Origin of the sequence: Streptomyces endocoffeicus, assembly GCF_016741935.1 — a bacterium.
Classification (GTDB): domain Bacteria; phylum Actinomycetota; class Actinomycetes; order Streptomycetales; family Streptomycetaceae; genus Streptomyces; species Streptomyces endocoffeicus.
Map to the genome: position 1 here is coordinate 122,346 of NZ_JAERRG010000022.1, position 21,133 is coordinate 143,478.

General features: G+C 72.1%; 17 protein-coding genes, 1 tRNA gene and 1 other RNA gene. 5 read left to right on the forward strand and 14 right to left on the reverse strand.

Annotated features, from left to right (window positions below):
* Positions 1-197: 197 nt before the first annotated feature.
* The 11 genes from JK364_RS38995 to JK364_RS39045 all read right to left on the reverse strand — a co-directional run bounded on the left by JK364_RS38995 (position 198) and on the right by JK364_RS39045 (position 12,624).
* Positions 198-1,322 carry an aspartate-semialdehyde dehydrogenase gene (locus tag JK364_RS38995; protein ID WP_201856143.1) on the reverse strand — a complete coding sequence of 375 codons (1,125 nt, stop codon included), beginning with the start codon at positions 1,320-1,322 and terminating at the stop codon, positions 198-200.
* Positions 1,319-2,599: an aspartate kinase gene (locus JK364_RS39000; protein ID WP_201856144.1), complete on the reverse strand. Its 1,281-nt coding sequence runs from the start codon at positions 2,597-2,599 to the stop codon at positions 1,319-1,321. Before JK364_RS39000 ends, JK364_RS38995 begins: the two co-directional genes overlap by 4 nt.
* A gap of 369 nt (positions 2,600-2,968) precedes the next feature.
* Positions 2,969-3,634, reverse strand: a complete 666-nt coding sequence (locus JK364_RS39005; protein ID WP_201856145.1) for a DUF5063 domain-containing protein — start codon at positions 3,632-3,634, stop codon at positions 2,969-2,971.
* Positions 3,627-4,226: a recombination mediator RecR gene (gene recR / locus JK364_RS39010; protein ID WP_201856146.1), complete on the reverse strand. Its 600-nt coding sequence runs from the start codon at positions 4,224-4,226 to the stop codon at positions 3,627-3,629. Before recR ends, JK364_RS39005 begins: the two co-directional genes overlap by 8 nt.
* A 234-nt stretch (positions 4,227-4,460) precedes the next feature.
* Positions 4,461-4,796: a YbaB/EbfC family nucleoid-associated protein gene (locus tag JK364_RS39015; RefSeq protein ID WP_137978608.1), complete on the reverse strand. Its 336-nt coding sequence runs from the start codon at positions 4,794-4,796 to the stop codon at positions 4,461-4,463.
* A gap of 129 nt (positions 4,797-4,925) precedes the next feature.
* Positions 4,926-7,634: a DNA polymerase III subunit gamma and tau gene (locus tag JK364_RS39020; protein WP_201856147.1), complete on the reverse strand. Its 2,709-nt coding sequence runs from the start codon at positions 7,632-7,634 to the stop codon at positions 4,926-4,928.
* Positions 7,635-7,709: 75 nt separating this feature from the next.
* An RNA gene (gene ffs / locus JK364_RS39025) (signal recognition particle sRNA small type) lies at positions 7,710-7,806 on the reverse strand.
* 215 nt (positions 7,807-8,021) lie between these two features.
* Complete coding sequence (locus tag JK364_RS39030) at positions 8,022-9,464, reverse strand: MFS transporter (RefSeq protein WP_201856148.1); 1,443 nt, start codon at positions 9,462-9,464, stop codon at positions 8,022-8,024.
* 153 nt (positions 9,465-9,617) lie between these two features.
* Entirely contained in the window at positions 9,618-11,003 is a 1,386-nt protein-coding gene (locus tag JK364_RS39035) for a lysophospholipid acyltransferase family protein (RefSeq protein ID WP_201856149.1), read from the reverse strand.
* On the reverse strand, positions 11,000-11,776 hold the full coding sequence (locus JK364_RS39040) for a phosphatidate cytidylyltransferase (RefSeq protein ID WP_307841509.1): 777 nt from the start codon (positions 11,774-11,776) through the stop codon (positions 11,000-11,002). Before JK364_RS39040 ends, JK364_RS39035 begins: the two co-directional genes overlap by 4 nt.
* A 68-nt stretch (positions 11,777-11,844) precedes the next feature.
* The gene (locus tag JK364_RS39045) at positions 11,845-12,624 is read right to left on the reverse strand and encodes a CDP-alcohol phosphatidyltransferase family protein (protein WP_230993169.1); all 780 of its coding nucleotides are present in this window, start codon (positions 12,622-12,624) and stop codon (positions 11,845-11,847) included.
* 482 nt (positions 12,625-13,106) lie between these two features.
* On the opposite strand from JK364_RS39045, the gene JK364_RS39050 reads away from it, so the two are divergent.
* From JK364_RS39050 to JK364_RS39060, 3 genes are all read left to right on the forward strand, one after another.
* A tRNA-Ser gene (locus JK364_RS39050) sits at positions 13,107-13,191 on the forward strand.
* A gap of 257 nt (positions 13,192-13,448) precedes the next feature.
* Complete coding sequence (locus JK364_RS39055; protein ID WP_201856150.1) at positions 13,449-14,504, forward strand: hypothetical protein; 1,056 nt, start codon at positions 13,449-13,451, stop codon at positions 14,502-14,504.
* Between the two features lie 462 nt (positions 14,505-14,966).
* Positions 14,967-15,125: a hypothetical protein gene (locus tag JK364_RS39060; protein ID WP_201856151.1), complete on the forward strand. Its 159-nt coding sequence runs from the start codon at positions 14,967-14,969 to the stop codon at positions 15,123-15,125.
* A 67-nt stretch (positions 15,126-15,192) separates the two neighbouring features.
* Here JK364_RS39060 and JK364_RS39065 read toward each other — a convergent pair whose 3' ends face one another.
* A complete protein-coding gene (locus tag JK364_RS39065; protein ID WP_201856152.1) occupies positions 15,193-15,360 on the reverse strand; it encodes a hypothetical protein in 168 nt (55 codons plus the stop codon).
* Positions 15,361-15,584: 224 nt separating this feature from the next.
* Between JK364_RS39065 and JK364_RS39070 the strand changes: the two genes are divergently transcribed.
* Entirely contained in the window at positions 15,585-16,751 is a 1,167-nt protein-coding gene (locus JK364_RS39070) for a sensor histidine kinase (RefSeq protein ID WP_201856153.1), read from the forward strand.
* Complete coding sequence (locus tag JK364_RS39075) at positions 16,739-17,416, forward strand: response regulator transcription factor (RefSeq protein ID WP_201856154.1); 678 nt, start codon at positions 16,739-16,741, stop codon at positions 17,414-17,416. The genes JK364_RS39070 and JK364_RS39075 overlap by 13 nt, the downstream gene beginning before the upstream one ends.
* Before the next feature lie 191 nt (positions 17,417-17,607).
* On the opposite strand, the gene JK364_RS39080 is transcribed toward JK364_RS39075, so the two are convergent.
* Positions 17,608-20,145, reverse strand: a complete 2,538-nt coding sequence (locus tag JK364_RS39080) for an FtsX-like permease family protein (RefSeq protein WP_201856155.1) — start codon at positions 20,143-20,145, stop codon at positions 17,608-17,610.
* The gene (locus JK364_RS39085; RefSeq protein WP_201856156.1) at positions 20,142-20,918 is read right to left on the reverse strand and encodes an ABC transporter ATP-binding protein; all 777 of its coding nucleotides are present in this window, start codon (positions 20,916-20,918) and stop codon (positions 20,142-20,144) included. The genes JK364_RS39080 and JK364_RS39085 overlap by 4 nt, the downstream gene beginning before the upstream one ends.
* Between the last annotated feature and the right edge of the window lie 215 nt (positions 20,919-21,133).

The following is a 21,133-nucleotide window of genomic DNA, read 5'->3' on the forward strand; positions in this document are numbered from 1 at the left end:
AGGCCAGTGACACGAGCACAGGATATTCACAATCTGCCGGACGACGCACTGGTGAAACGTCACTTTAAGACGATCGCTCACGTTACGGCGCCCCGGCCCCCTCTTAACTCAGTGGCGGGCCCTGCCCCAGTAGCGGGTCTCAACCCAGTAGCGGGCCTGACCCACTGGCGGACCCTGGGTCACTGGCGGACCCTGGGTCACCGCGCGGCGGCCCCGCCCGCCAGCTCTGCCGCGACGACCTCCGCGATCTGCGCGGTGTTCAGCGCCGCGCCCTTGCGCAGGTTGTCGCCGCAGACGAACAGCTCCAGCGCCTTCGGATCGTCCAGCGACCGCCGCACCCGGCCGACCCAGGTGGGGTCGGTGCCCACGGCGTCGGCGGGAGTCGGGAACTCGCCCTCCGCCGGGTTGTCGCACAGCACCACACCGGGGGCGCCCGCCAGGATCTCGTGCGCCGCCTCGACCGTCACCTCGTTCTCGAACCGCGCGTGCACGGCCAGCGAATGCGTGGTGATCACGGGCACCCGTACACAGGTCGCGGTGACCCTCAGCTCCGGCAGCCCCAGGATCTTGCGGGACTCGTTCCGCACCTTGAGCTCCTCGGAGGACCAGCCGTCCTCCTTGAGCGAACCGGCGAACGGCACCACATTGAGCGCCATCGGAGCCGGGAACGGCCCGGTGTCGCCCACCGCCCGCCGTACGTCCCCGGGGTGGGTGCCCAGCTCCGTACCGGCGACCAGCGCGATCTGCTCGCGCAGGGCGTCGATGCCGTCCTTGCCCGCACCGGAGACCGCCTGGTACGAGGAGACGATCATCTCGCTCAGCCCGAACTCGGCGTGCAGCGCGCCCATCGCGACGATCATCGACAGGGTGGTGCAGTTGGGGTTGGCGATGATGCCGCGCGGGCGGACCCGGGCCGCGTGCGCGTTCACCTCCGGCACCACCAGGGGGACATCGGGGTCCATCCGGAAGGCTCCGGAGTTGTCGACGGCCACCGCGCCCTTGCTCGCCGCGATGGGCGCCCACTGTGCCGAGACCTCGTCGGGGACGTCGAACATCGCGACGTCGACGCCCTCGAACGCCTCCTCGCTCAGCGCGACGACCTCGACCTGCTCACCCCGGACGGTCAGCTTCCGGCCGGCCGAGCGGGGCGAGGCGATCAGCCGGATCTCGCCCCAGATGTCGGCGCGTTCGGAGAGGATCGAGAGCATGACGGTGCCGACCGCGCCGGTGGCCCCGACGACCGCGAGGGTGGGCTTGTCGCCACCGCCGACCGCGAGGGTGGTGGGCTTGTCGCCCCGGCCGACACCGCCATGGCCGGTCATCGTCCGGTCCCTCCGTAGACCACCGCTTCGTCGGTCTCGCTGTCCAGGCCGAAGGCGCTGTGCACGGCCACGACCGCGTCCTTCACATCGTCGGCGCGGGTGACGACCGAGATGCGGATCTCGGAGGTCGAGATCAGCTCGATGTTGACCCCGGCGTTCGACAGCGCCTCGAAGAAGGTCGCGGTGACCCCCGGGTTGGTGCGCATACCGGCACCGATCAGGGAGATCTTGGCGATCTGGTCGTCGTAGCGCAGCGAGTCGAAGCCGATCAGCGACTTCGCCTTGGTCAGCGCCTCCATCGCCCGGTGGCCGTCCGTCTTCGGCAGCGTGAAGGAGATGTCGGTCAGTCCGGTCGACGCGGCGGAGACGTTCTGCACCACCATGTCGATGTTGATCTCGGCGTCGGAGATGGTGCGGAAGATGGCCGCGGCCTCACCCGGCTTGTCCGGCACCCCGACGACCGTGACCTTGGCCTCGGACGTGTCGTGCGCGACCCCGGAGATGATCGCCTGCTCCATGCCTTCTTCTCCTTCTCCCGCTTCCGGCCGGTTGCGCACCCAGGTGCCCTGGTGACCGGAGAAAGACGACCGTACGTGAATGGGGATGTTGTACCGGCGCGCGTACTCCACACAGCGCAGGTGCAGCACCTTGGAGCCGCTCGCGGCGAGCTCCAGCATGTCCTCGTACGGAATCTCGTTGATCTTGCGAGCCTTCTTCACCACGCGCGGATCGGACGTGAAAACGCCGTCCACGTCGGTGTAGATCTCGCACACCTCGGCGTCAAGGGCCGCGGCCAGCGCGACCGCGGTGGTGTCGGAACCGCCCCGGCCGAGGGTGGTGATGTCCTTGCTCTCCTGGGACACGCCCTGGAAGCCCGCGACGATCGCGACCGCGCCGAGTTCGAGGGCGTCACGGATGCGGCCCGGCGTGACGTCGATGATCCGTGCTTTGTTGTGAACCGCGTCGGTGATGACTCCCGCCTGGCTGCCGGTGAACGACAGCGCCTCGTGACCGAGGTTTTTGATCGCCATCGCCAGCAAGGCCATGGAGATCCGCTCTCCCGCGGTCAGCAGCATGTCGAACTCGCGCCCAGTAGGAATCGGGGATACCTGCTCGGCGAGATCGATCAGCTCGTCCGTCGTGTCGCCCATCGCGGAGACCACGACGACCACCTGGTGGCCGTTCTTCTTGGCTTCCACGATTCGCTTGGCGACCCGCTTGATGCCTTCGGCATCGGCAACGGAGGAGCCTCCGTACTTCTGCACGACAAGGCCCACGTGCGCTCCTCGCAGCTCTCAATAATGCGGTCGGCTCAGTCTAACGAGCGGCCGGAATATGCCCTCCCAATATCACATAGCGAGACGAATGCCTCGCAAGTGATCAGGGGAGGACGAGGGGCATCACACGGCGCAACGTCCACACACCCGCGAGATCCCCGCATCCCTCCCACCCGCTCAGCGACGAACCCTGCCCGCTTACCGCGGAAGCACACGGGAACGTAACCCAGCTCACAGGATCGGACGGCCTGCCGGACCGTCCGGCGGGCCGTCCGGCGGACCGCCAGGCGTGCCGTCCTGGCCGGCCGCTCCGCGGGCCGCGTCGCGGGGCGTCTCGTGGGCCCGCCCCGCGGCCGTCTCGAGCGTGCCTCAGCGCGGTCCCGAGTGCAGGCCGAGCGGTCCCGCGATCTCCGCCGCCATGACCCGGCCGGCCTCCTCCGCGAGCTCCTCGTCACCGCCCGCACTGCTGTCCGTGTCCAGGCCGTCCAGCTCGTCCAGCGGGCTGTCCAGCCGTACGTGCGCGACCAGCGACTGCAGCGCGCGCAGGGCCGCCGAGGCGGTCGTCCCCCAGTTGGAGAGGTACGAGAACTGCCACCACCACAGCGCCTCGCTGATCCGGCCCTCGCGGTAGTGCGCCATCCCGTGCCGCAGATCGGTGACGATCCCGGCCAGGTCGTCGGAGATCCGGCAGGCCACGGGCTGGCTGCGCGGCACGTACGGGTCGAAGACCTCCGAGTAGATGTCCACCGGCTCCAACAGCTGGGCGAAGCGCTCACGCAGCTCGTCGACGTCCGGCTCCGGGCCGACGTCCGGTTCGTACCGCTCGTCCGGGACGAAGTCCTCGTGCGCGCCGAGCCGGCCGCCCGCGAGAAGCAGCTGCGACAGCTCGAGCAGCAGGAACGGCACAGCGCTGTCCGGCTCGTCCCCCTTGGCGACTTCGGTGACCGCGACGATGAAGCTCTCGATCTGGTCGGAGATCTGGACCGCGAAGTCGTCCGGGTCCGGGTGGGCGTCGTGCAGCGTTGCGTCAGACATCGAGAAGTCTTCTCCCTTCGAAGGCACGACCCAGCGTGACCTCGTCGGCGTACTCCAGGTCTCCACCGACAGGGAGGCCGCTGGCCAGGCGGGTGACCTTCAAACCCATGGGCTTGATCATGCGCGCGAGGTACGTGGCGGTGGCTTCGCCCTCCAGATTCGGATCGGTGGCCAGGATGAGCTCGGTGACCGTACCGTCCGCGAGCCGCGCCAGCAGCTCCCTGATCCGCAAATCGTCCGGGCCCACGCCCTCGATGGGGCTGATCGCCCCGCCGAGCACGTGATAGCGGCCCCGGAACTCACGCGTCCGCTCGATCGCGACAACGTCCTTCGGCTCCTCGACCACGCAGATGACCGCGAGGTCGCGACGGGGGTCCTGGCAGACGCGGCACTGCTCGGCCTCGGCGACGTTCCCGCAGACCGCACAGAACCGCACCTTCTCCTTGACCTGCGTCAACGCTTGCGCGAGACGGCGGACATCGGTGGGCTCGGCCTGCAGGATGTGGAAGGCGATCCGCTGCGCGCTCTTGGGACCGACGCCGGGCAGCCTGCCCAACTCGTCGATGAGGTCCTGGACCACGCCCTCGTACACGCCTTCATCCAATCTCGCGCCGACACGCGGTGGCCGTACTTCACATGAATATTCGGTTGCGCCGTGCCCTCACGGCCAGGGGGCGTCACGCTCTTGCGGCCGGGCCGCCGCGACTCCTACGCGGTCGCCGCGACTCCTACGGTCGGTCCCGGGGAGCCCGGGAACCCGGGGGACCCGAGACCCTGGGGCACCCGAAGACTCCGGAGAACCCGAAGGCCCCGGAGAACCCGAAGGTCAGAACGGGAGTCCGGGCATACCGCCCAGCCCCTGGGCGAGCGGGCCGAGCTTCTGCTGCTGGAGCTCCTGCGCGGCGTGGTTGGCGTCACGGACGGCCGCGACGACCAGATCCGCGAGGGTCTCCGTGTCCTCAGGATCCACGGCCTTGGGATCGATGACCAGGCCCTGCAACTCACCGGAACCGGTAACGGTCGCCTTCACCAGGCCACCGCCCGCGGAACCCTCGACGTGGGTGCGGGCCAGCTCCTCCTGGGCCGCGGCGAGGTCCTGCTGCATCTTCTGAGCCTGCTGCAGCAGTTGCTGCATGTTCGGCTGGCCACCACCGGGGATCACGGCTTCGCTCCTGGCGCTCGACAGTCGTTCTCTTCGATAGCCCGAGCCTACGTGCTCCCAGAGCGCCTTGCTCTACGCCGTACGGAGGAGACGCGGCGACGTGAGACACGGGTGCGGAGCCCATGCCTCCTACTCGTTGACGATCTCCTCGATCACCGTGGCACCGAGCTCGCGGACGATCAGGTCGTGCCCGCTCAGCGCGGTCTCGTCCAGATCCGGATCGTCCTCGGCCGGCATGTCGTCCTCGATCGAGATCCGCGGCGGCTCGGGCTCCCGGTACACCGCCGCCTCGGGGGGCGGGCCCGCGTCCGCGGAGCCGGGCGGTGCGGAGGACGCGGAGGGCGCGGCCGGGGGTGGGGAGGCGGGAGCGGGCCGGGGCGCGGACTGGCGGGCCGGGGCGGACTGGCCACCGCCGCCGGGGCCGGGGCCGCTGCCGGAGCCCGGGCCGCTTCCGCCGCCGAAGCCGCCACCGCCGGTGGCGCCACCGCCACCGGAACCGGAACCCGCACCGCCGCCGCCGTAACTGCTGCCTCCGCCGTAGCCGCCAGGACCGCCCTGGCCACCGGCGCCACCGAAACCACCCGGACCACCGGCGCCACCGAAACCGCCCGGACCACCTGGGCCGCCGCCCTGCTGTCCGGCGCCGCCCGAGGGGTCGACGATCGACTCGATCCGCCACTGCACCCCTATGGCGTCCTGGAGCGCCTGCCGCAGGACGTCCTCGCTGCCGCCGCCCACAAAGCTGTCGCGCGCACCCGCGTTGGAGAAGCCGAGCTGGAGGGTGGTGCCGTCGAAGCCGGACACCGTCGCGTTCTGGCTCAGCAGGATCCAGGTGAAGCGGCGGCGGTTCTTGACCGCCTCAAGGATGTCCGGCCACATCTGCCGCACCTGCACGGCGCCCTGCGCCATGCTCGGCGCGCCCGGTGCGGGTGCGGAGGGCGCGGGGCCCGCGGCGGGGGCAGAAGGCGCGGTCGGGGCGCTCGGGGTGGTCGGCGCGGAGGGCGCCGCCGGTGACTGCGCGGAGGGGCCGCCGCCCTGCCCCGGCGCGGTGGCCGTGGGCCAGCCGCCGGGCTGCCGCGCGGGCGCCCCGGCGCCCTGTCCACCGCCACCACCAGAGGAACCGCCCGCACCGGACGCGCCGCCGGACGCACCGGACGCGCCACCGGCACCGGCACCGCCACCGGACGGTCCGCCCGCACCGGAAGCCCCGGAGCCGGGCGCGGATGGGGCGGGCCAGGCTCCGGGCCGCGATCCGCCGCCCTCGGCGGCCGGGGCCTGGGCCTGGGCCTGGGCACCCGACGGCCACGCTCCGGGCCGCTGCCCGCCACCGTCCTCCGGGGGCGCGGCCGCGGCCGGGGCACCGCCCTGCTGTCCACTGTCCACGGCGCCGCCCTGGCCACCGTCCGCGGCAGGCCGCGCCCCGGCAGGCCACCCACCAGGCGCCTCACCACTCCCCGAACTCCCCGAACTCTCCGGGGCCTGCCCCTGGCCGGGCCCGCCCCCGGTCATAGCCGCGCGCGCGGCGGCCGGACCGGACGGCCCCCCGGCGGGAGGAGCGACCGGAGCGTGAGCGTCGGGCCCCGGTACGTACCCCATGGCGGGCCCGGGCCCCCCGACGCCACCACCGCCGACGCCGGCACCGACACCACCACCGGCTCCACCGCCCAGGCCACCCGCGAGGGCCCCGCGCTCCAGCCGCTCCAGCCGCGACTGGACGGACCGCTCATCGTCGAAGGCGGCGGGCAGCAGCACCCGGGCGCAGATCAGCTCCAGCTGGAGCCGCGGCGAGGTGGCGCCGCGCATCTCCGTTAGACCCTCATTGACCAGGTCCGCCGCGCGGCTCAGCTCGGCGCCGCCGAAGACCGACGCCTGCGCCTGCATCCGCTCCACCACATCGGCCGGAGCGTCGATGAGCCCCTTCTCCGCCGCGTCCGGCACGGCGGCGAGGATCACCAGATCGCGCAGCCGCTCCAGCAGGTCGGCGACGAAGCGCCGGGGGTCGTTGCCCCCTTCGATCACGCGGTTGACGACCTCGAACGCCGCCGCCCCGTCGCTCGCCGCGAAGGCGTCCACGATCGAGTCCAGCAGCGAGCCGTCCGTATAACCGAGCAGCGAGGTCGCCATGGCGTACGTCACGCCGTCGTCGGCCGCGCCCGCGAGCAGCTGGTCCATCACCGACATCGAATCCCGCACGGACCCGGCCCCGGCCCGCACCACCAGCGGCAGCACCCCGTCCTCGATCGGAATCGCCTCGCGCCCGCAGACCTCTCCCAGATAGTCGCGGAGCGTCCCGGGCGGCACGAGCCGGAACGGATAGTGGTGGGTACGCGACCGGATCGTGCCGATGACCTTCTCCGGCTCGGTGGTCGCGAAGATGAACTTGAGGTGCTCCGGGGGCTCCTCGACCACCTTCAGCAGGGCGTTGAACCCCGCCGAGGTGACCATATGGGCCTCGTCGATGATGTAGATCTTGTAGCGGCTGGACGCGGGCCCGAAGAACGCCTTCTCCCTCAGCTCACGGGCGTCGTCCACACCACCGTGCGACGCGGCGTCGATCTCGATCACATCGATCGACCCCGGCCCGTTCCGCGCGAGGTCCTGGCACGACTGGCACTCGCCGCACGGCGCCGGGGTGGGGCCCTTCTCACAGTTCAGACAGCGGGCCAGGATGCGCGCGCTGGTCGTCTTGCCACACCCGCGGGGACCGCTGAAGAGATACGCGTGATTGACCCGGTTGTTGCGCAGCGCCTGCTGCAGCGGGCCGGTGACATGCTCCTGCCCGATGACCTCCGCGAAGGTCTCGGGGCGGTAGCGGCGGTACAGCGCGAGGGACGACACGCTTACGACGATATCGGGGACCACGGACAACGGGCCCACCCCCGCTTCCCCACAGCCCTTCACATCCCCACAGACGCAAGGGGCCCCTCACGCACCCGCCAGAGCCCACTTACCCTTGCTGCCTTCCGGCCCTGGGGGAGTTCGGTGAGATAGCGCCACGTGAGGGGCTGCGCCCCACCCTAGCGGATAGACCGGGGTGCGAACGACTCCGCGGGTGCCCCTCCCGGTCGTGGACCGTTTTCGGCCAGGATTCGGCCGAAGGCCGGTGGGGCACAGCCCCGGGGCGGCACCGGTGCGGCACGGCCCCGGGGCAGGGCGGCCCCGGGGCAGGGCGGCCCCGGGGCAGGGGCGCGGCACAGCCCCGGGACGGGGCGGCACCGGCAGGCGTCATCCGGTGGCTTCCGGCTCGCGATGGGTGGCGAGGTACGTCCCGGCGCTGATCACGGGGATCACGGCCAGCACCCACCAGACACGGTGGTAGTCCCCCAGGATCGTCGCGCTGGTCGGCGTCCCCAAGACGGCCACGAACACGCTGACGCCGAGCAGGGCGCCCAGCTGCCGGAAACTGTTGTTGATCGCGGTGCCGACGCCGAAGCGCTCCGGTGGCAGCGCCTTCGCCGCGGCGCTGTTGAGAGTGGAGAGGGCCAGGCCGACCCCGATGCCGTTGAGCACGAGGGTGGGAAGCCAGTGCGCGGCCCAGTGCGGTGAGGCGCCGGTGCGCAGGGCGAGAGCGGCGGCGCCCGCGGCGTAGAAGAGGGCGCCGGTGACGAAGACCGGGCGGTAGCCGAATCGTTCGGCCAGCCGGCCGGCCAGCGGGGCCACGAGCGCGGTGACGAGCGCGCTGGGGCTGACGGCCAGTGCGGACTTCAGCACGGAGTAGTGCCAGACGTTCTGGAGGAACAGCAGGCTGGAGAGCAGTACGGCGAAGAAGGCCACGGAGAAGACCAGTGTGGCGACGTTGGACGCCTGGAAGTTGCGAATCCGGAACAGGCTCAGGTCGAGTGCCGGCCGTGCGGCGCGCCGGGACCGGAGGATCAGCACCGGGATCAGGCCGACACCGGCCACAGCGGTCGCCAGGACACGCGGGTCGCCCCACCCCAGGCGCGGGCCGTAGATGACGGCGAAGCTGAGCAAGGCGGGCGCCGCGGCGCTGATGGCGACGCCGAGGGGGTCGGGGAAGCCTCCGTTCCGGGAGCCGCGGGTCTCGGTCAGCAGGCGCACGCCCCAGGCCGCGGTGAGCAGGCAGACGGGAACGTTGAGCAGGAAGACCCAGCGCCAGGTGGTGTATTCGATCAGGAGCGCGCCCAGGGTCGGGCCGATTGCGGTGGCGACGGCCGCCATGGCACCCCAGGTGCTGATGGCCGCGGCCCGGCGTTCCAGCGGGAAGGCCGGCAGGAGAAGCGCCAATGAGGCCGGAACGATGATGGCGCCGAAGACACCTTGGGCCGCCCGTGCGGCGATGAGAACGCCGAGCCCTGGGGCGAGACCGCACAGGGCACTGCTGAGCGCGAAGCCCACGAGACCGATCTGGAACAGGCGTTTGCGGCCGTAGGTGTCGGCCAGTTGCCCGGCCGGGATCAGGAACGCGGCGAAGACCAGGGTGTACGCGTTGAGGACCCATACGAGGCGGGTGATCTCGGCGTCGAAGCTGGTGCTGATCGTGTCGAAGGCGACATTCACGATCGTGGTGTCGAGGAAGACGATGAACACGCCGAGGCTGGTCAGCGCCAGGATGCGGCGGGCGTCCCGGTCCGGTACCGACGGGGCGGAGGCGACCGGGGGCGCCGCTCGCGGAGCGGACGGGATGGGCGGGGTGGACGGGCTGGACATCGGCGCGCGGCTCCTCATACGGCGGTCGGGGTCGTCCTCACACGGCTGTGCACGGCTGTTGACGGCTGTACGCAGCGCTCACGGCTGTCGGGTCCGGCGGCCGCGCACGCCGCGTCGGCAGGGGGCGCGATGGCCGTCCGACGGGGGTACGGGTCACCGCCACGAGCCGATGACCAGCGTGAACAACGCGATGAAGGCCACCCCCACGAAGATCAGGTACTGCGGGAAGAAACGCCGCCAACGCTGGGTGAGCACGCCGATCAGCGTGAGCACGACGCCGACGCCGACGATGCGCTGCCCCCGGGCGGCCGTGGAGCGCAGCACCCACTCGCCCGCGGGGACCCCGGCGCGCCCCGCCTCGGCCGCGTACACCTTGTAGGGGATGCCGCTGGCGGGCTGGTGCCGTACCGCGCGGGCGCCCTCCGAGCGGATCTCCTTCTGCGCCGTGGTGTGCATACGGGTGGTGGTGAGCGGCTGGGGCAGGTCGACGGAGGTCCCGGAGTACAGGGCGAGCGCGACCAGACCGCCGGCGACGCTGGCCACGGCGGCGCTCACGGTCAGCCGCAGCCCCGCCCTGGGCGCGGCGACACACAGCACGGCGAGGGCGAGCTCCGGCAGCAGCGGCCAGCTCAGCGCCTCGGTGAAGGACCAGGCGGCGACCAGGCCCAGGCCCGTCCAGGACATCGCCAGCCGGGCGATCCGACGCCGGACCCGGCTGTCACGGGGCCGGCACTCGGCAAGGAGTTCGAGGACCGCCGTGCGGGCGGTGTCGGCGTCGGGGTCCGTCAGCGGGCGCCCGATCCGCACCCGGACGGCGTGCGGACGCAACCGTCCGCGTTTGGGCAGCAGTTCCGCGGTGCCGGACAGGGCGACGGGCACCACCGGTACACCGTTGGAGACGGCCAGTTCGACCGCGCCCCGGCGGAACGTGCCCACGCGGCCCGCTCCTCGGGTGCCTTCGGGAAAGACGACGACCGCGTGTCCGGCGCGCAGCATGGGACCGGCGATGTCCTGGAGGTCGGAGTAACCGCCACCGTGGCGGCGTACGGGAAAGGCGGCGGCCAGCACCGAACACACCAGGCGGCGCACACGGTTCCGGAACCAGTAGTCGGCGGCTGCCGCCACGCGGGGAGCACGGGCGACGCCGAGGGCGGCCAGGAGCACTGCCGTGTCCGCGTGCGAGGAGTGGTTGGCCACCACCACACAACCGCTCTTCGGCAGCTTCCCCTTGACCGTGAGCCCACCGGTGAGGAAGAGGACGGTCCGCCAGAACCGCCGGCGCAGCCACGCCGCCACCAGAAGTCGGAACGCGGGCCGCGGAGGCCGCCCGGCGGCCCGCGCCGCGCCGGCGGCCTCGTCGGCGGCTCCGCCTGAGACCCCGCCCGAGACCCCGCCGGGGACCTCGCCGGGAACCTCGCCTGAGAGTCCGCCGTGGACCTCGCCCGAGACCTCGCCGGTAACGAGTCGTCCGGGCCGCGTATCGCCTCCCGTATCGCTCCGCACCGTGGATAACGATCCGGTCGGCGCGTCCTTCGTCATGGCAAGGCTCCCAACAGGAGAAGGGTCACGAGAAGCGAGTCGATGCGATCCAGGAGCCCCCCGAATCCGGGCAGCCAACGGCCGGCGTCCTTGACCCCGGCGCCTCGTTTGATCATGGATTCGAGCAGGTCGCCCAGTGCGCAGCCGCACAGCACGGCGAGCCACCGCAGCGGGGTCCAGGCGTCCATGGCCCACAGGGCCAGACCGGACAGTGCGGCGGAGCCCACAACTCCGCCCCAGGTCTTGGCCGGTGAGAGCGAGGACAGCGGACGGCTCAGGGGTCCGGAGCGGCCGAGTGCCCGCCCGCCGCACCAGCCGCCCACATCCGCGAAGGCCACGCTGACGCAGACCGCGATGGCGAGGTCCCCCAGGAACACCAGTCCGGTGAGGGCGAGTGGCAGCCAGATGAGGCCGAAGGTCGTCCTGACCGCGCGGTCGGCGCCATGGGCCACGTCCTGGCTCACCAGAGGCGGCAGCGCGGCGGCGCAGAGCAGGACGCCGGCCATGGGCAGTGTGAGCGCTCCGGGTCGCAGCCAGGCGATGAGGGGCAGAAGCACCCCGGCACACAGCAACAGGGCGCCGTCAGCGCGGCGCAGGCCCACCAAACGCACGTACTCGACGGAGCCCACCACGGCGAGCCCGGCCGCGAACAGGGCGGCCCCGGGCGCTCCGAAGCCCAGCGTCCCGCAGACGATCAGCGCGGTGACGCACCAGGTCCGCCAGCGACGGCGCAGTTCGACGTTGCGGACGAAGATCAGGGCGAGGCCGCTCACGGTGAGCGTCCCGGCGAGGAGCGGTACGGCCCGAGCCAGCTCCGGTGGAAGCGGACCCGCGAAGGGGGTCACAACCGACCGCTCAGAGGATCGTGGTCACGATCCCCGCCGTCACGACCGCTCTCGCCGAGGGCATTCTCGCCGTCACGACCGCTCTCGCCGTCACGACCGCTCTCGCCGTCACGACCGCTCTCGCCGTCACGACCGCTCTCGCCGTCACGACCGCTCTCGCCGCCATGACCGCTCTCGCCGCCACGATCGCCTTCGCCATCACGGCGGTTGCAGAGCGCCACGACCTGAAACAGCCGCACACCGGCGGTCAACGCGGATCCGACCACCATCACCACCGCGGCGGGCACATACCACCCGGACGCCGCGGCGACCGCTACGACGAGGCAGCGCTCGGTCTTCCCCATCGGACCGCCGTTGATTCTGCGTACCCCGGCCGCGGCCCCGGCGATGGAGATCCATGACGGTGCCGAACTGGCCAGCAGCGCACCGAGTACAAGCGAAGGCGATATGTGTGGCAGAAATCCCAGAATCACCAGGAGATCCGCCGCCCGATCACCGATTTCATTCAGCAGCGAACCCAGGCGGGTCTGCTTTCCAGTTTCCCTGGCAATGGAGCCGTCGAGGTTCGCGCAGGCCAACCGAGCCGTCAGAAATACCACAACGGGAACTACGGCCCAGGGAGCGGGCAGCAGAGCAAAAGATGCCGCGGCAGCGCCTGCGCAGAGCATTCCCGCAAAGGTGACCGCATTGGGAGAGACGCCGCTCCGGATCAACTTCCGCCGGAGCAGCGTTAATCGGCGGGCGAACCACGGTTTAAGCGCGTACAGCCCATTCATGGCCAGACAATAACAAGCAGATGAACAAATTGACACCACCAATCCCCAGAGCTAGTGGATGCACCAGAGATACGCTTACGGCGCTAGTGAATACACCAGGGCTCACGCTTTACAGACATCCTCAATCCCCGTTTCCGCATCGGATTCCCCGGCCCGCACCGACCCGCTCCCCCGACAAATCCCCGAATGAACGGCGGGGCAGCTTCGGTCCGACGATCCGCGCTTTTCCCCGAAATCGCCCCCTACGGGCCACACACCCATCTCCGCGCCCACTCCCACAGCCAGATCCAGAGACAACCACCCCGGACGTAAGCCCGAGGCCCCGCCCACCGACCGCCATCCGAAGAAACGCGTCTGGCTTATCTCGATTTCGCCGGAAATTGACTCTCTCCCGACCGGCAATGTGGCGTGCCCCACAAGGCCCCCGGTGGGCGCCATCGGCCGTGTCAGCGCACCTCCCCAAGTGGGGTAGAGTGTCCCACGGAGGATTCGCCTAGAGGCCTAGGGCGCACGCTTGGAAAGCGTGTTGGGGGCAACCCCTCACGAGTTCGAATCTCGTATCCTCCGCCTCCGCCCGCGAGGGCAGATGAGGGCCCCGACCGGTTCGCCGGTCGGGGCCCTCATCGTTTTCCGCCCATCCGCCCGCGCCGCACCGCGGGGTCTGCGAGCGCCGGAAACCATTTGGCGGTACACCAGGTGACCAAGTGATCACTCCTGGTTACAAATGAAACGTCATTTCGCCATCTCGTCATCCCGGTCGGTCGGCATGGCCGCTGGGTGCCGGTGATGCGCCGCTTCACTCCAGTGCTGAGGAAGGCGTAACGATGAAGATCATTTTGCGGACCGGCGCCGTGGCCGCCGCGGTCGGTGCGGGACTCTCCCTCGCGGTCCTGCCGGCCGGACCGGCCAGCGCCGCCGACGACATCCAAGTGGAGTGCAACGACATCCCCGGCCTGGTGGACGCGATCAACCAGGCCAACGCCAACGGTGGTCGCATCACCCTCGCGCCCCGCTGCACCTACACACTGACCGCACCCGACAACCCGGATGACGGGCTCCCGGAGATCACCGGGGACGTGACCATCTCCGGCAACGGCTCCACCATCCGACGCGATCCGGAGGCCGCGGAAAACTTCCGCATCTTCCACGTGGTGTCCGGTGGCACGCTCACCCTGAAGTCACTCACGGTCAGGGGCGGCGTCTCCAGCAACTTCGGCGGCGGCGCCCTGAACGAGCAGGGCACGCTGAACCTGAACGACACGGTCTTCAAGGACAATTCCGCAAACACTGGTGGTGGCGTCTCCAACAACGGTGGACAGCTCCACCTCGACCGCACCACTGTCGAGCGCAACAGCGCAGCCATGTTCGGCGGCGGAGTCCTCAATACCGCCAACGGCACCATGACGATGAAGGGCGGGTCCCTGCTCAAGAACCGGGCGGCCACCAGCAATGGTGGCGGTTTGGAGAACCAAGTGGGCACCGCGTCCCTGGAGTCCGTATCGGTCCGGGGGAACACGGGCATTGAGGGTGGCGGCATCCGCAACGTGAACGGCTCCACCCTGAACCTGAAGTCGACCACCCTCAGGGACAACATCGCCGTGCGAGGCGCGGGCCTCTCGAACCTCTCCACCTCCTTCGGCACCGCCACCGCCACATTGGTCGACAGCCGGGTCACCCGCAACACGGCGATCACCGCCGGCGGCGGCATCGACAACCAGGCGGGTCAGGTGACGCTCACCAACACCAAGGTCGTCGACAACGAGCCGGACAACTGCGCCCCCGAAGGCAGCGTCCCCGGCTGCACCAACCCCACCGCCGCCATTGACCCGCCCCCCACCCAAGGGCTCCAGTCCGACGACGACATCAAAGACCCGGAGTGAGCTGCCTGGGCCGAGGCGTGGTCACGAGCCCCTGACCACGACGCCGAAGAAGGGGGGACCCACTCGCTGGGTCTCCCCTGCTGTGCGCCATCTCTGTATTCCGAGTATTCCGAGTATTCCGAAAAACGCTTGGCCGGCCGCCCTTCGGGGGCGGTACGTTGGCCGCCATGACCAGCTGTCGAAAGGGTTATGCCGCGTAGGCGCCCATCAGCCCTGCGGGGCGATATTCCGGTCCGTCTCCTGAGGCGTCGGCGGTATCCGCCGATCGACCGTCTCTCGGGGGCGTGCGCCGCCGATCTGCGTCGGCTCGAGCGCACCCGCTTCTGGTCCGAGGCGATCGAGGAAGCCTTCTGGCACTGGAGAGCCCTGGCCCACGGTCCTCTCAGAGGTGTGACCGACGCGTTCTGGGGGCCTCGGTGCGAGATGTACGAGTGTGGCTGCGATCCCGGACACTTTCGCGACGTGCTCGAGACCGCGCTCCACGCCCTGCCCAAGAAGAGCGCGCGCGAGCTGCGGGTTCTCGTCCTGGCTCTCGACGCCAAGATCACGGCGAGGGCCAGGATCGTTCGCGTGGACGCTCCGGACAGTCGGTGGTGGCGGGGGATGTCCGAGGTGAGGTAGGTGCCGGTGCACCGGCTCAGGCGGTGCGGCAACTCAGGCGGTGCGGCAGCTCAGGCGGTGCGGCGGCTCAGGCGGTGCGGCGGTCGCGGTTCAGGTAGAGGGCCGTGGCGGTGGCGATGGCGGTGAGGCCGGTGATCGCGCTGATGATGATCTGCTGGATTCCGCCGAAGGCGAAGCTGGAGGCGACGTTGACGACGGCGGCGACGGCCAGGACCAGCCAGAGCAGGGCCTTCATGAGGGGGTCCTTTCGAAGGGGCCCTTGGTGGGCCGGTGGGTCGGGGGTTCGTTTGTCTGGGTCGGGGGTTCGTTTGCTGAGGTCTACGATTCCGGGTTCGCTTCGCCCGCTCGATGGGCCGCTCCCCCGGATCCGGGGTGTAGCGGGCTACACCCCCACCGATTCACCTACCGGCCGACGCACTCCGCTCCCGCGGGCCCGGCCCGTCGCTTAGCCTGACGGCCATGCGGGAGACGGTGCGGCGGGCGGGGTGGGCCTCGGTCGAGTTGCTGCGAGCGGCCGGGCTGGCCCTGGCCTCGTACTTGTCCATCGGGGTGGTGATCTTCGCCGCCGTGGCGATGGCCACCGTCGTGGGGGCGGGGGTGCTGCCCGAGTCGGTGCTGTTGCTGCGCAGGACGGCCGGGTACAAGCGGCGGCTGGTGGGTGCCTGGACGGGGGAGCCGGTGCCCGAGGCGTACCGGCCGCTTAACGGGGAGGCGTTCGCGCGGGCGCGGGCGGCGGTCGGGGATCCGGCCACGTACCGCGATCTGCGCTGGCTCGTGGCCCACGCGGGTTACGGCTGGCTGCTGGCCTGCTGTGCGATGCCGGTCTGGGTGATCGGGCTGCTTGTCGACGGGGTGTGGTGCGGGATGCTGAGGCAACGGGCCGTGGTGCTGCCGCTGATCGAGCGGCTCGTCGACCTCGACGCGGCGTGGTCGCGGGCGCTGCTGCTGCCGTCGCCGGAGGCGCTGCGCAGCGCCCGGCTCGCCGAGCGGGTGGAGGAGCTGTCCGAGACCCGGGCGGGCGCCGTGGCCGCGCACGGGGCGGAACTGCGGCGCATCGAGCGGGACCTGCACGACGGTGCGCAGGCGCGCCTGGTGGCGCTCTCGATGCGGGTGGGGCTGGCCCGGCGCGCGTACGACAAGGACCCCGACGCGGCGCACAAGCTGCTGGAGGACGCGCAGGACCAGGCGGAGGAGGCCCTCACCGAGCTGCGCCATGTCGTGCGCGGCATCCATCCGCCGATCCTCACCGACCGCGGACTCGTGGGCGCCGTACGGGCGCTCGCGGCGGGCAGCGGGCTCGAGGTGTCCGTACGGGACGACGGGGTGGAGGACGGGCCCAGGGCCCCGGCGGCGGTCGAGGCGGCCGCGTACTTCGTGATCGCGGAGTCGCTGACCAACGCGGCCAAGCACAGCGGGGCGCGACAGGCGTCGGTCGGCCTCGTCCGGATGCCCGATAGGTTGAGGGTCGCGGTACGGGACGAGGGGCGCGGCGGGGCCGATCCCTCGGGCGGCAGCGGGCTGCTCGGCATGCGGCGCCGGGTCGCGGCGCTCGACGGGACCGTGGAGATGACCAGCCCCGTCGGGGGGCCGACGCTGATCGAAGTGGAGCTGCCGTGCGTGTGGTGATCGCCGAGGACAACGCTCTGCTGAGGGAGGGCATGGTCCTCCTGCTGAACTCCGCCGGACACGAGGTGGTGGCCGTCGCCTCCAGCGGCCCCGAGGTGCTGCCCGCCCTCCTCGAACACCGTCCGGACGCGGCCGTGCTCGACGTCCGCATGCCGCCGGGCTTCCGCGACGAGGGGCTGCGCGCGGCGCTCGCGGCGCGGCGGGAGATGCCCGGCCTGCCGGTGCTGGTGCTCTCGCAGTACGTGGAGGAGACCTACGCGGCCGAGCTGCTGGCCGACGGCGCGAGCGGGCTCGGCTATCTGCTGAAGGACCGGGTGGCGCGGGTCGAGGAGTTCCTGGACGCGCTGGAGCGGGTGGTCGCGGGCGGTACCGCGCTGGACCCGGAGGTGGTCAAGGAGCTGATGACGCGGCGCCGGGACGATCCGGTGGACTCCTTGACGCCGCGCGAGCGCGAGGTGCTGCACCTGATGGCGGAGGGCCGGGACAACGCGACGATCGCCCGGACGCTGGTGGTCTCGGAGCGCGCGGTCAGCAAGCACATCGGCAATGTCTTCGCCAAGCTGGGCCTGCCGCCGAGCGACAGTGGGCACCGGCGGGTGCTGGCGGTCCTGGCGTATCTCAACAAGGGGGCGACGGGGCAGGGGGAGTCGGCGGACAGGCGGTAGTGCGGGGCGCGGGTCCGGTGCGAGGCTCGGGTCCGGTGCGGGGCCCGGGTCCGGCGGCGTTCGCGGCCGCGTGAGCCGTGGCTTTCCCCGCCCCGCCCCTTCCCGAAAGAGGGGGCTCCGCCCCCTCACCCCCGCCGGAGCTCCGCCCCGGACCCCGCTCCTCAATCGCCGGAGGGGCTGGGAACGGCCCCTCAATCGCCGGAGGGGCTGGGAATGTACCGTCCCCGCAGCGTTCCCCACACCGGGGGCAGCGAGCCCGCCGCCGCCGTCGCCGCGACCACTGAGACGATCGCCGCGGCCTGTATCGGCGGCAGGTACGGCAGCGTGCCCGCCGTGGCCGCGCTGAAGGCCAGGAGTGGTACGGATGCCACGGCCGCCCCCACCACCAGGCCGGTCACCACCGTGGCCGCCGCCTCCAGCCGCAGCATCCGGCGCAGTTGGCGGCGGCCGGCGCCCGCTAGCCGCAGCAGGCGCAGTTCGGGGCGGCGTCCGGTGGCGATGAGGGCGAGGGTGCTCAGGACGGCGATCACCGTGAAGGCCCCGATGGCCGCGACCACCGCCACCGACACCACCTCGGCCAGCGCCTGGTCCGCCGCCTCGCCCTTTACGGGTGCCGGGTCCCGCTCCACCCGGGCCCCGGGCACCGCCCGCGCCAGCGCCTTCGTGAGCGCCTTACGGTCGGCATCGGGCGCGGTCGCGACCAGGACCCGCCCCGCGCCGGGCATCGATGTGTGGCGCAGCAGCTCATCGCGGGAGAGGAGGAAGTCCCCGAGCGCGATGGAGCGTTCGTACGTCGCCACGACCCGCAGCCGCGCCTGCTGGCCGTCCCCGAACCGCAGGGTCACCGTGGAGCCGGGCCGGGCGCCGAGGGAGTCCGCCCGGTCCGCGCCGACGGCGACCGTGCCGGGGCGCAGCCGGGTGAGGTCCCCGTTCCGCACGCCCGCGTCGAGGGTGCGCGTCAGCCGCTCCGGGGTGACGCCGAAGACGGGCAGCCGCTCGAGTTCGGGCGAGCCGAGCTGGCTCCGCGCCAGCAGCACCGTGCCGGGGACGGCCTCCGTCGCCGCCCGCACCCCGGGGAGCTCTCGGATCCGCTCCACCGCACCGGCCGTAAGGCCGCCGTCCGCGCGTACCGCCAAGTCGGCGCGCAGCACCTGACGGGCCTGGGCGTCCCCCGCGTGGGTCATGGTCGCGCCCCCGGAGAGCTGAACCGCGGCGAACGCGGTGACCAGCACGATCGGGGTGATCGCCGCGCCCAGCCGGTGGGCGGACGCGGCGCAGTTGGCGGCGGCGAGGCGGCCGCCGGGGCCGAACAGCCGCAGCGGGGCGCCGAGCAGCCGCATCGCCCCCTCGGCGATCCACGGCCCGAGCACCGCGCATGCGATCACCATCGTCACCGCCGCCGCACCGGCCGCGGCCGCCGCGGTCGCGCCCTGCTGGAGGGCGGCCGTTCCGGCCGAACTCGCGCCCATGCCCAGCAGCACCAGCCCGGTGATGCCCCGTGCCCTGCCGGGTGCCCGCTCGCGCAGCGCCTCCGCCGGGCGCGCCGTGGCGGTCCTGGAGCAGCCGATGAGCGCCGCGATCCCGGCCACCAGGACGGTGACGGCGGCGGTGACCAGGGGCGCGGGCCACAGCAACGGGGGCAGCGCCAGCTCGAGTCCGGTGGGCAGCGCGCCCCGCGCGTCGAGCAGCGCGCGCAGCCCCAGGTACGCGGGGGCCGCACCGGCCGCGCCCACCAGCGCCGCCCAGGCCGCGACCCGCCCGACCTCCCGGCCCACCGCACCGCGCAACTGCGCGGGTGTGGCGCCGACCGCCCGCAACAGGCCCAGTTCATGGGAGCGTTGCCGCAGCGCCTGGACGATGGTCGACGACACGACGAGCAGCGCCACGAGGACGACGGCTCCGGCCACGGAACCGAGCGCCGCCAGCAGCTCGCCGCGGGCGGGCGCGGCGGCCAGGAACTCGGCCTCGCCGCGCTCGCCTCCGGTCAGGACGCGCACGGCGGCCGGGTCGCCGTCCGCGCGGTGCCCGACGTCGGTGACACCGGCCGTGTCCAGGGCCTTCCGCACCCGCCCGGCCAGCTCCGCCTGGTCCGTGCCGGGCCCGGCGACGACCCCGATGGCGTCCAGGGCTTCCGGGTGGCCGGACAGGCGCCGGGCCTCGGCGCCGGTGAACCACACGGCCGTACGGGGGCCGTCGGCGACGCCCACGACGGTGTACGACGCGTCCCGGCCGTCCACGCGCAGCGTCAGCCGCCCGCCGAGGCGGCCCGCTCCGCCGCCCACCACCACCTCGTCCGCCCGCTGCGGGGCGCGGCCCGTCCGTAGTGCGTACGGCGCCAGGCGGGCGGTCTCCCAGGGGCGGCCGGTGGCGGTCCGGTCCGCGAGGCCCACCGGGAGTTCCACGTCGGCGACGGCCGTCCGCACCCCGGGCACCCCTCGCACCACGCTCAGCGCCGTCCGGGGGATCCGGACCCGCTCGGTGAGCCCGGCGCTCGCGGTCTCGCGCTCGCCCAGGGACGACGCGCTGAAGCGGGTGGTCTGGTCGCCGGCCACGACGAGATCGGCCCCGGCGTACCGCTCCACCCGTGGCTGCGCGCTCCAGGCCGAGAGGAGGGTCAGCCCGAAGGCGCCGAGCAGCAGGGAGGTGAGGGCGAGCGCGGCGAAGACCGCGGTCCACGCCTTACGGTGGGCACGGGTGGCGCGCGCGGCCAGTAGGGCGGCCACCTTCATGCCGTCCGCCCTCCCAGGTCCTTGAGGACGCGGCGGATGTCGGCCGCCTCCGGCCGCTCCTGCCGCCAGACCAGCTTCCCCCGCATCAGGAACAGCGCCTCGTCGGCCCAGGCGGCGGCGAACGGGTCGTGGGTGACCATGACGACCGTATGGCCGTCACGGTCGACTGCCTGCCGCAGGAGCGTCAGCACCTCCTCCGCGGCGGCGGGGTCGAGCGCCCCGGTCGGCTCGTCGGCGAAGACGATGTCGGGCGAGGTCACCAGCGCGCGGGCGACCGCCACCCGCTGGCTCTGCCCACCGGACAGTTCGTACGGCATGGCGCCGCCCCGGTCCCCCAGCCCGACCGCGGCGAGGGCCCGCAGGTCCCGGCCGTCGACGGCGTGGCCGCCGAGCATCAGCGGCAGGGAGACGTTCTCCGCGACGCTCAGCGACGGCACCAGGTGGTGCGACTGGAAGACGAAGCCGATCCGCTCCCGCCGCAGCCGGGTCAGCGCCGCCTCGTTCAGCGAGGACAGCTCCGTACCGCCGATGCGCACCGTGCCCGCCGTCGGCCGGTCCAGCCCGGCGGCACACTGCAGCAAGGTCGACTTCCCGCACCCCGAGGGGCCCATCACCGCGAGGAACCGTCCGCGCTCCACCGTCAGATGGATGGGGTACAGCGCCACGGCCCCCGGCTGGTACTCCCGGGTGACCCCGTCCAGGGTCAGCGCATGGTGCCAGGTCCCCGTCCGCTCCGCGGTGGCCGTCGTACGGCCGCGCCACTGCCGGTTCATCTCTTCGCCCCTCCGTCGCGCCGGGCGGATCAAACGGGTCCGCCGGTCACGAAGAACGCTAGAAACGGGCGCGGGCGGGCGGGAGAGAGCGCGGTCCCGGACCGGGAGGGGTACGGGACTCCGGCCCGGGGGTGGAGCTGGCTCCACCCCCTCTCGATCTCCGCAGGTCCTCCCGGGTCCATCCATCGGGTTGTCCCCCGGTCCGTCCCCCAGGT

Bases quoted from the DNA above. Each gene is read 5' to 3' on its own strand.
- JK364_RS38995 (WP_201856143.1), bottom strand. From the start codon at position 1,322: ATGACCGGCCATGGCGGTGTCGGCCGGGGCGACAAGCCCACCACCCTC.
- JK364_RS39005 (WP_201856145.1), bottom strand. From the start codon at position 3,634: ATGTCTGACGCAACGCTGCACGACGCCCACCCGGACCCGGACGACTTC.
- JK364_RS39030 (WP_201856148.1), bottom strand. From the start codon at position 9,464: ATGTCCAGCCCGTCCACCCCGCCCATCCCGTCCGCTCCGCGAGCGGCG.
- JK364_RS39035 (WP_201856149.1), bottom strand. From the start codon at position 11,003: ATGACGAAGGACGCGCCGACCGGATCGTTATCCACGGTGCGGAGCGAT.
- JK364_RS39045 (WP_230993169.1), bottom strand. From the start codon at position 12,624: ATGAATGGGCTGTACGCGCTTAAACCGTGGTTCGCCCGCCGATTAACG.
- JK364_RS39055 (WP_201856150.1), top strand. From the start codon at position 13,449: ATGAAGATCATTTTGCGGACCGGCGCCGTGGCCGCCGCGGTCGGTGCG.
- JK364_RS39065 (WP_201856152.1), bottom strand. From the start codon at position 15,360: ATGAAGGCCCTGCTCTGGCTGGTCCTGGCCGTCGCCGCCGTCGTCAAC.
- JK364_RS39070 (WP_201856153.1), top strand. From the start codon at position 15,585: ATGCGGGAGACGGTGCGGCGGGCGGGGTGGGCCTCGGTCGAGTTGCTG.
- JK364_RS39080 (WP_201856155.1), bottom strand. From the start codon at position 20,145: ATGAAGGTGGCCGCCCTACTGGCCGCGCGCGCCACCCGTGCCCACCGT.
- JK364_RS39085 (WP_201856156.1), bottom strand. From the start codon at position 20,918: ATGAACCGGCAGTGGCGCGGCCGTACGACGGCCACCGCGGAGCGGACG.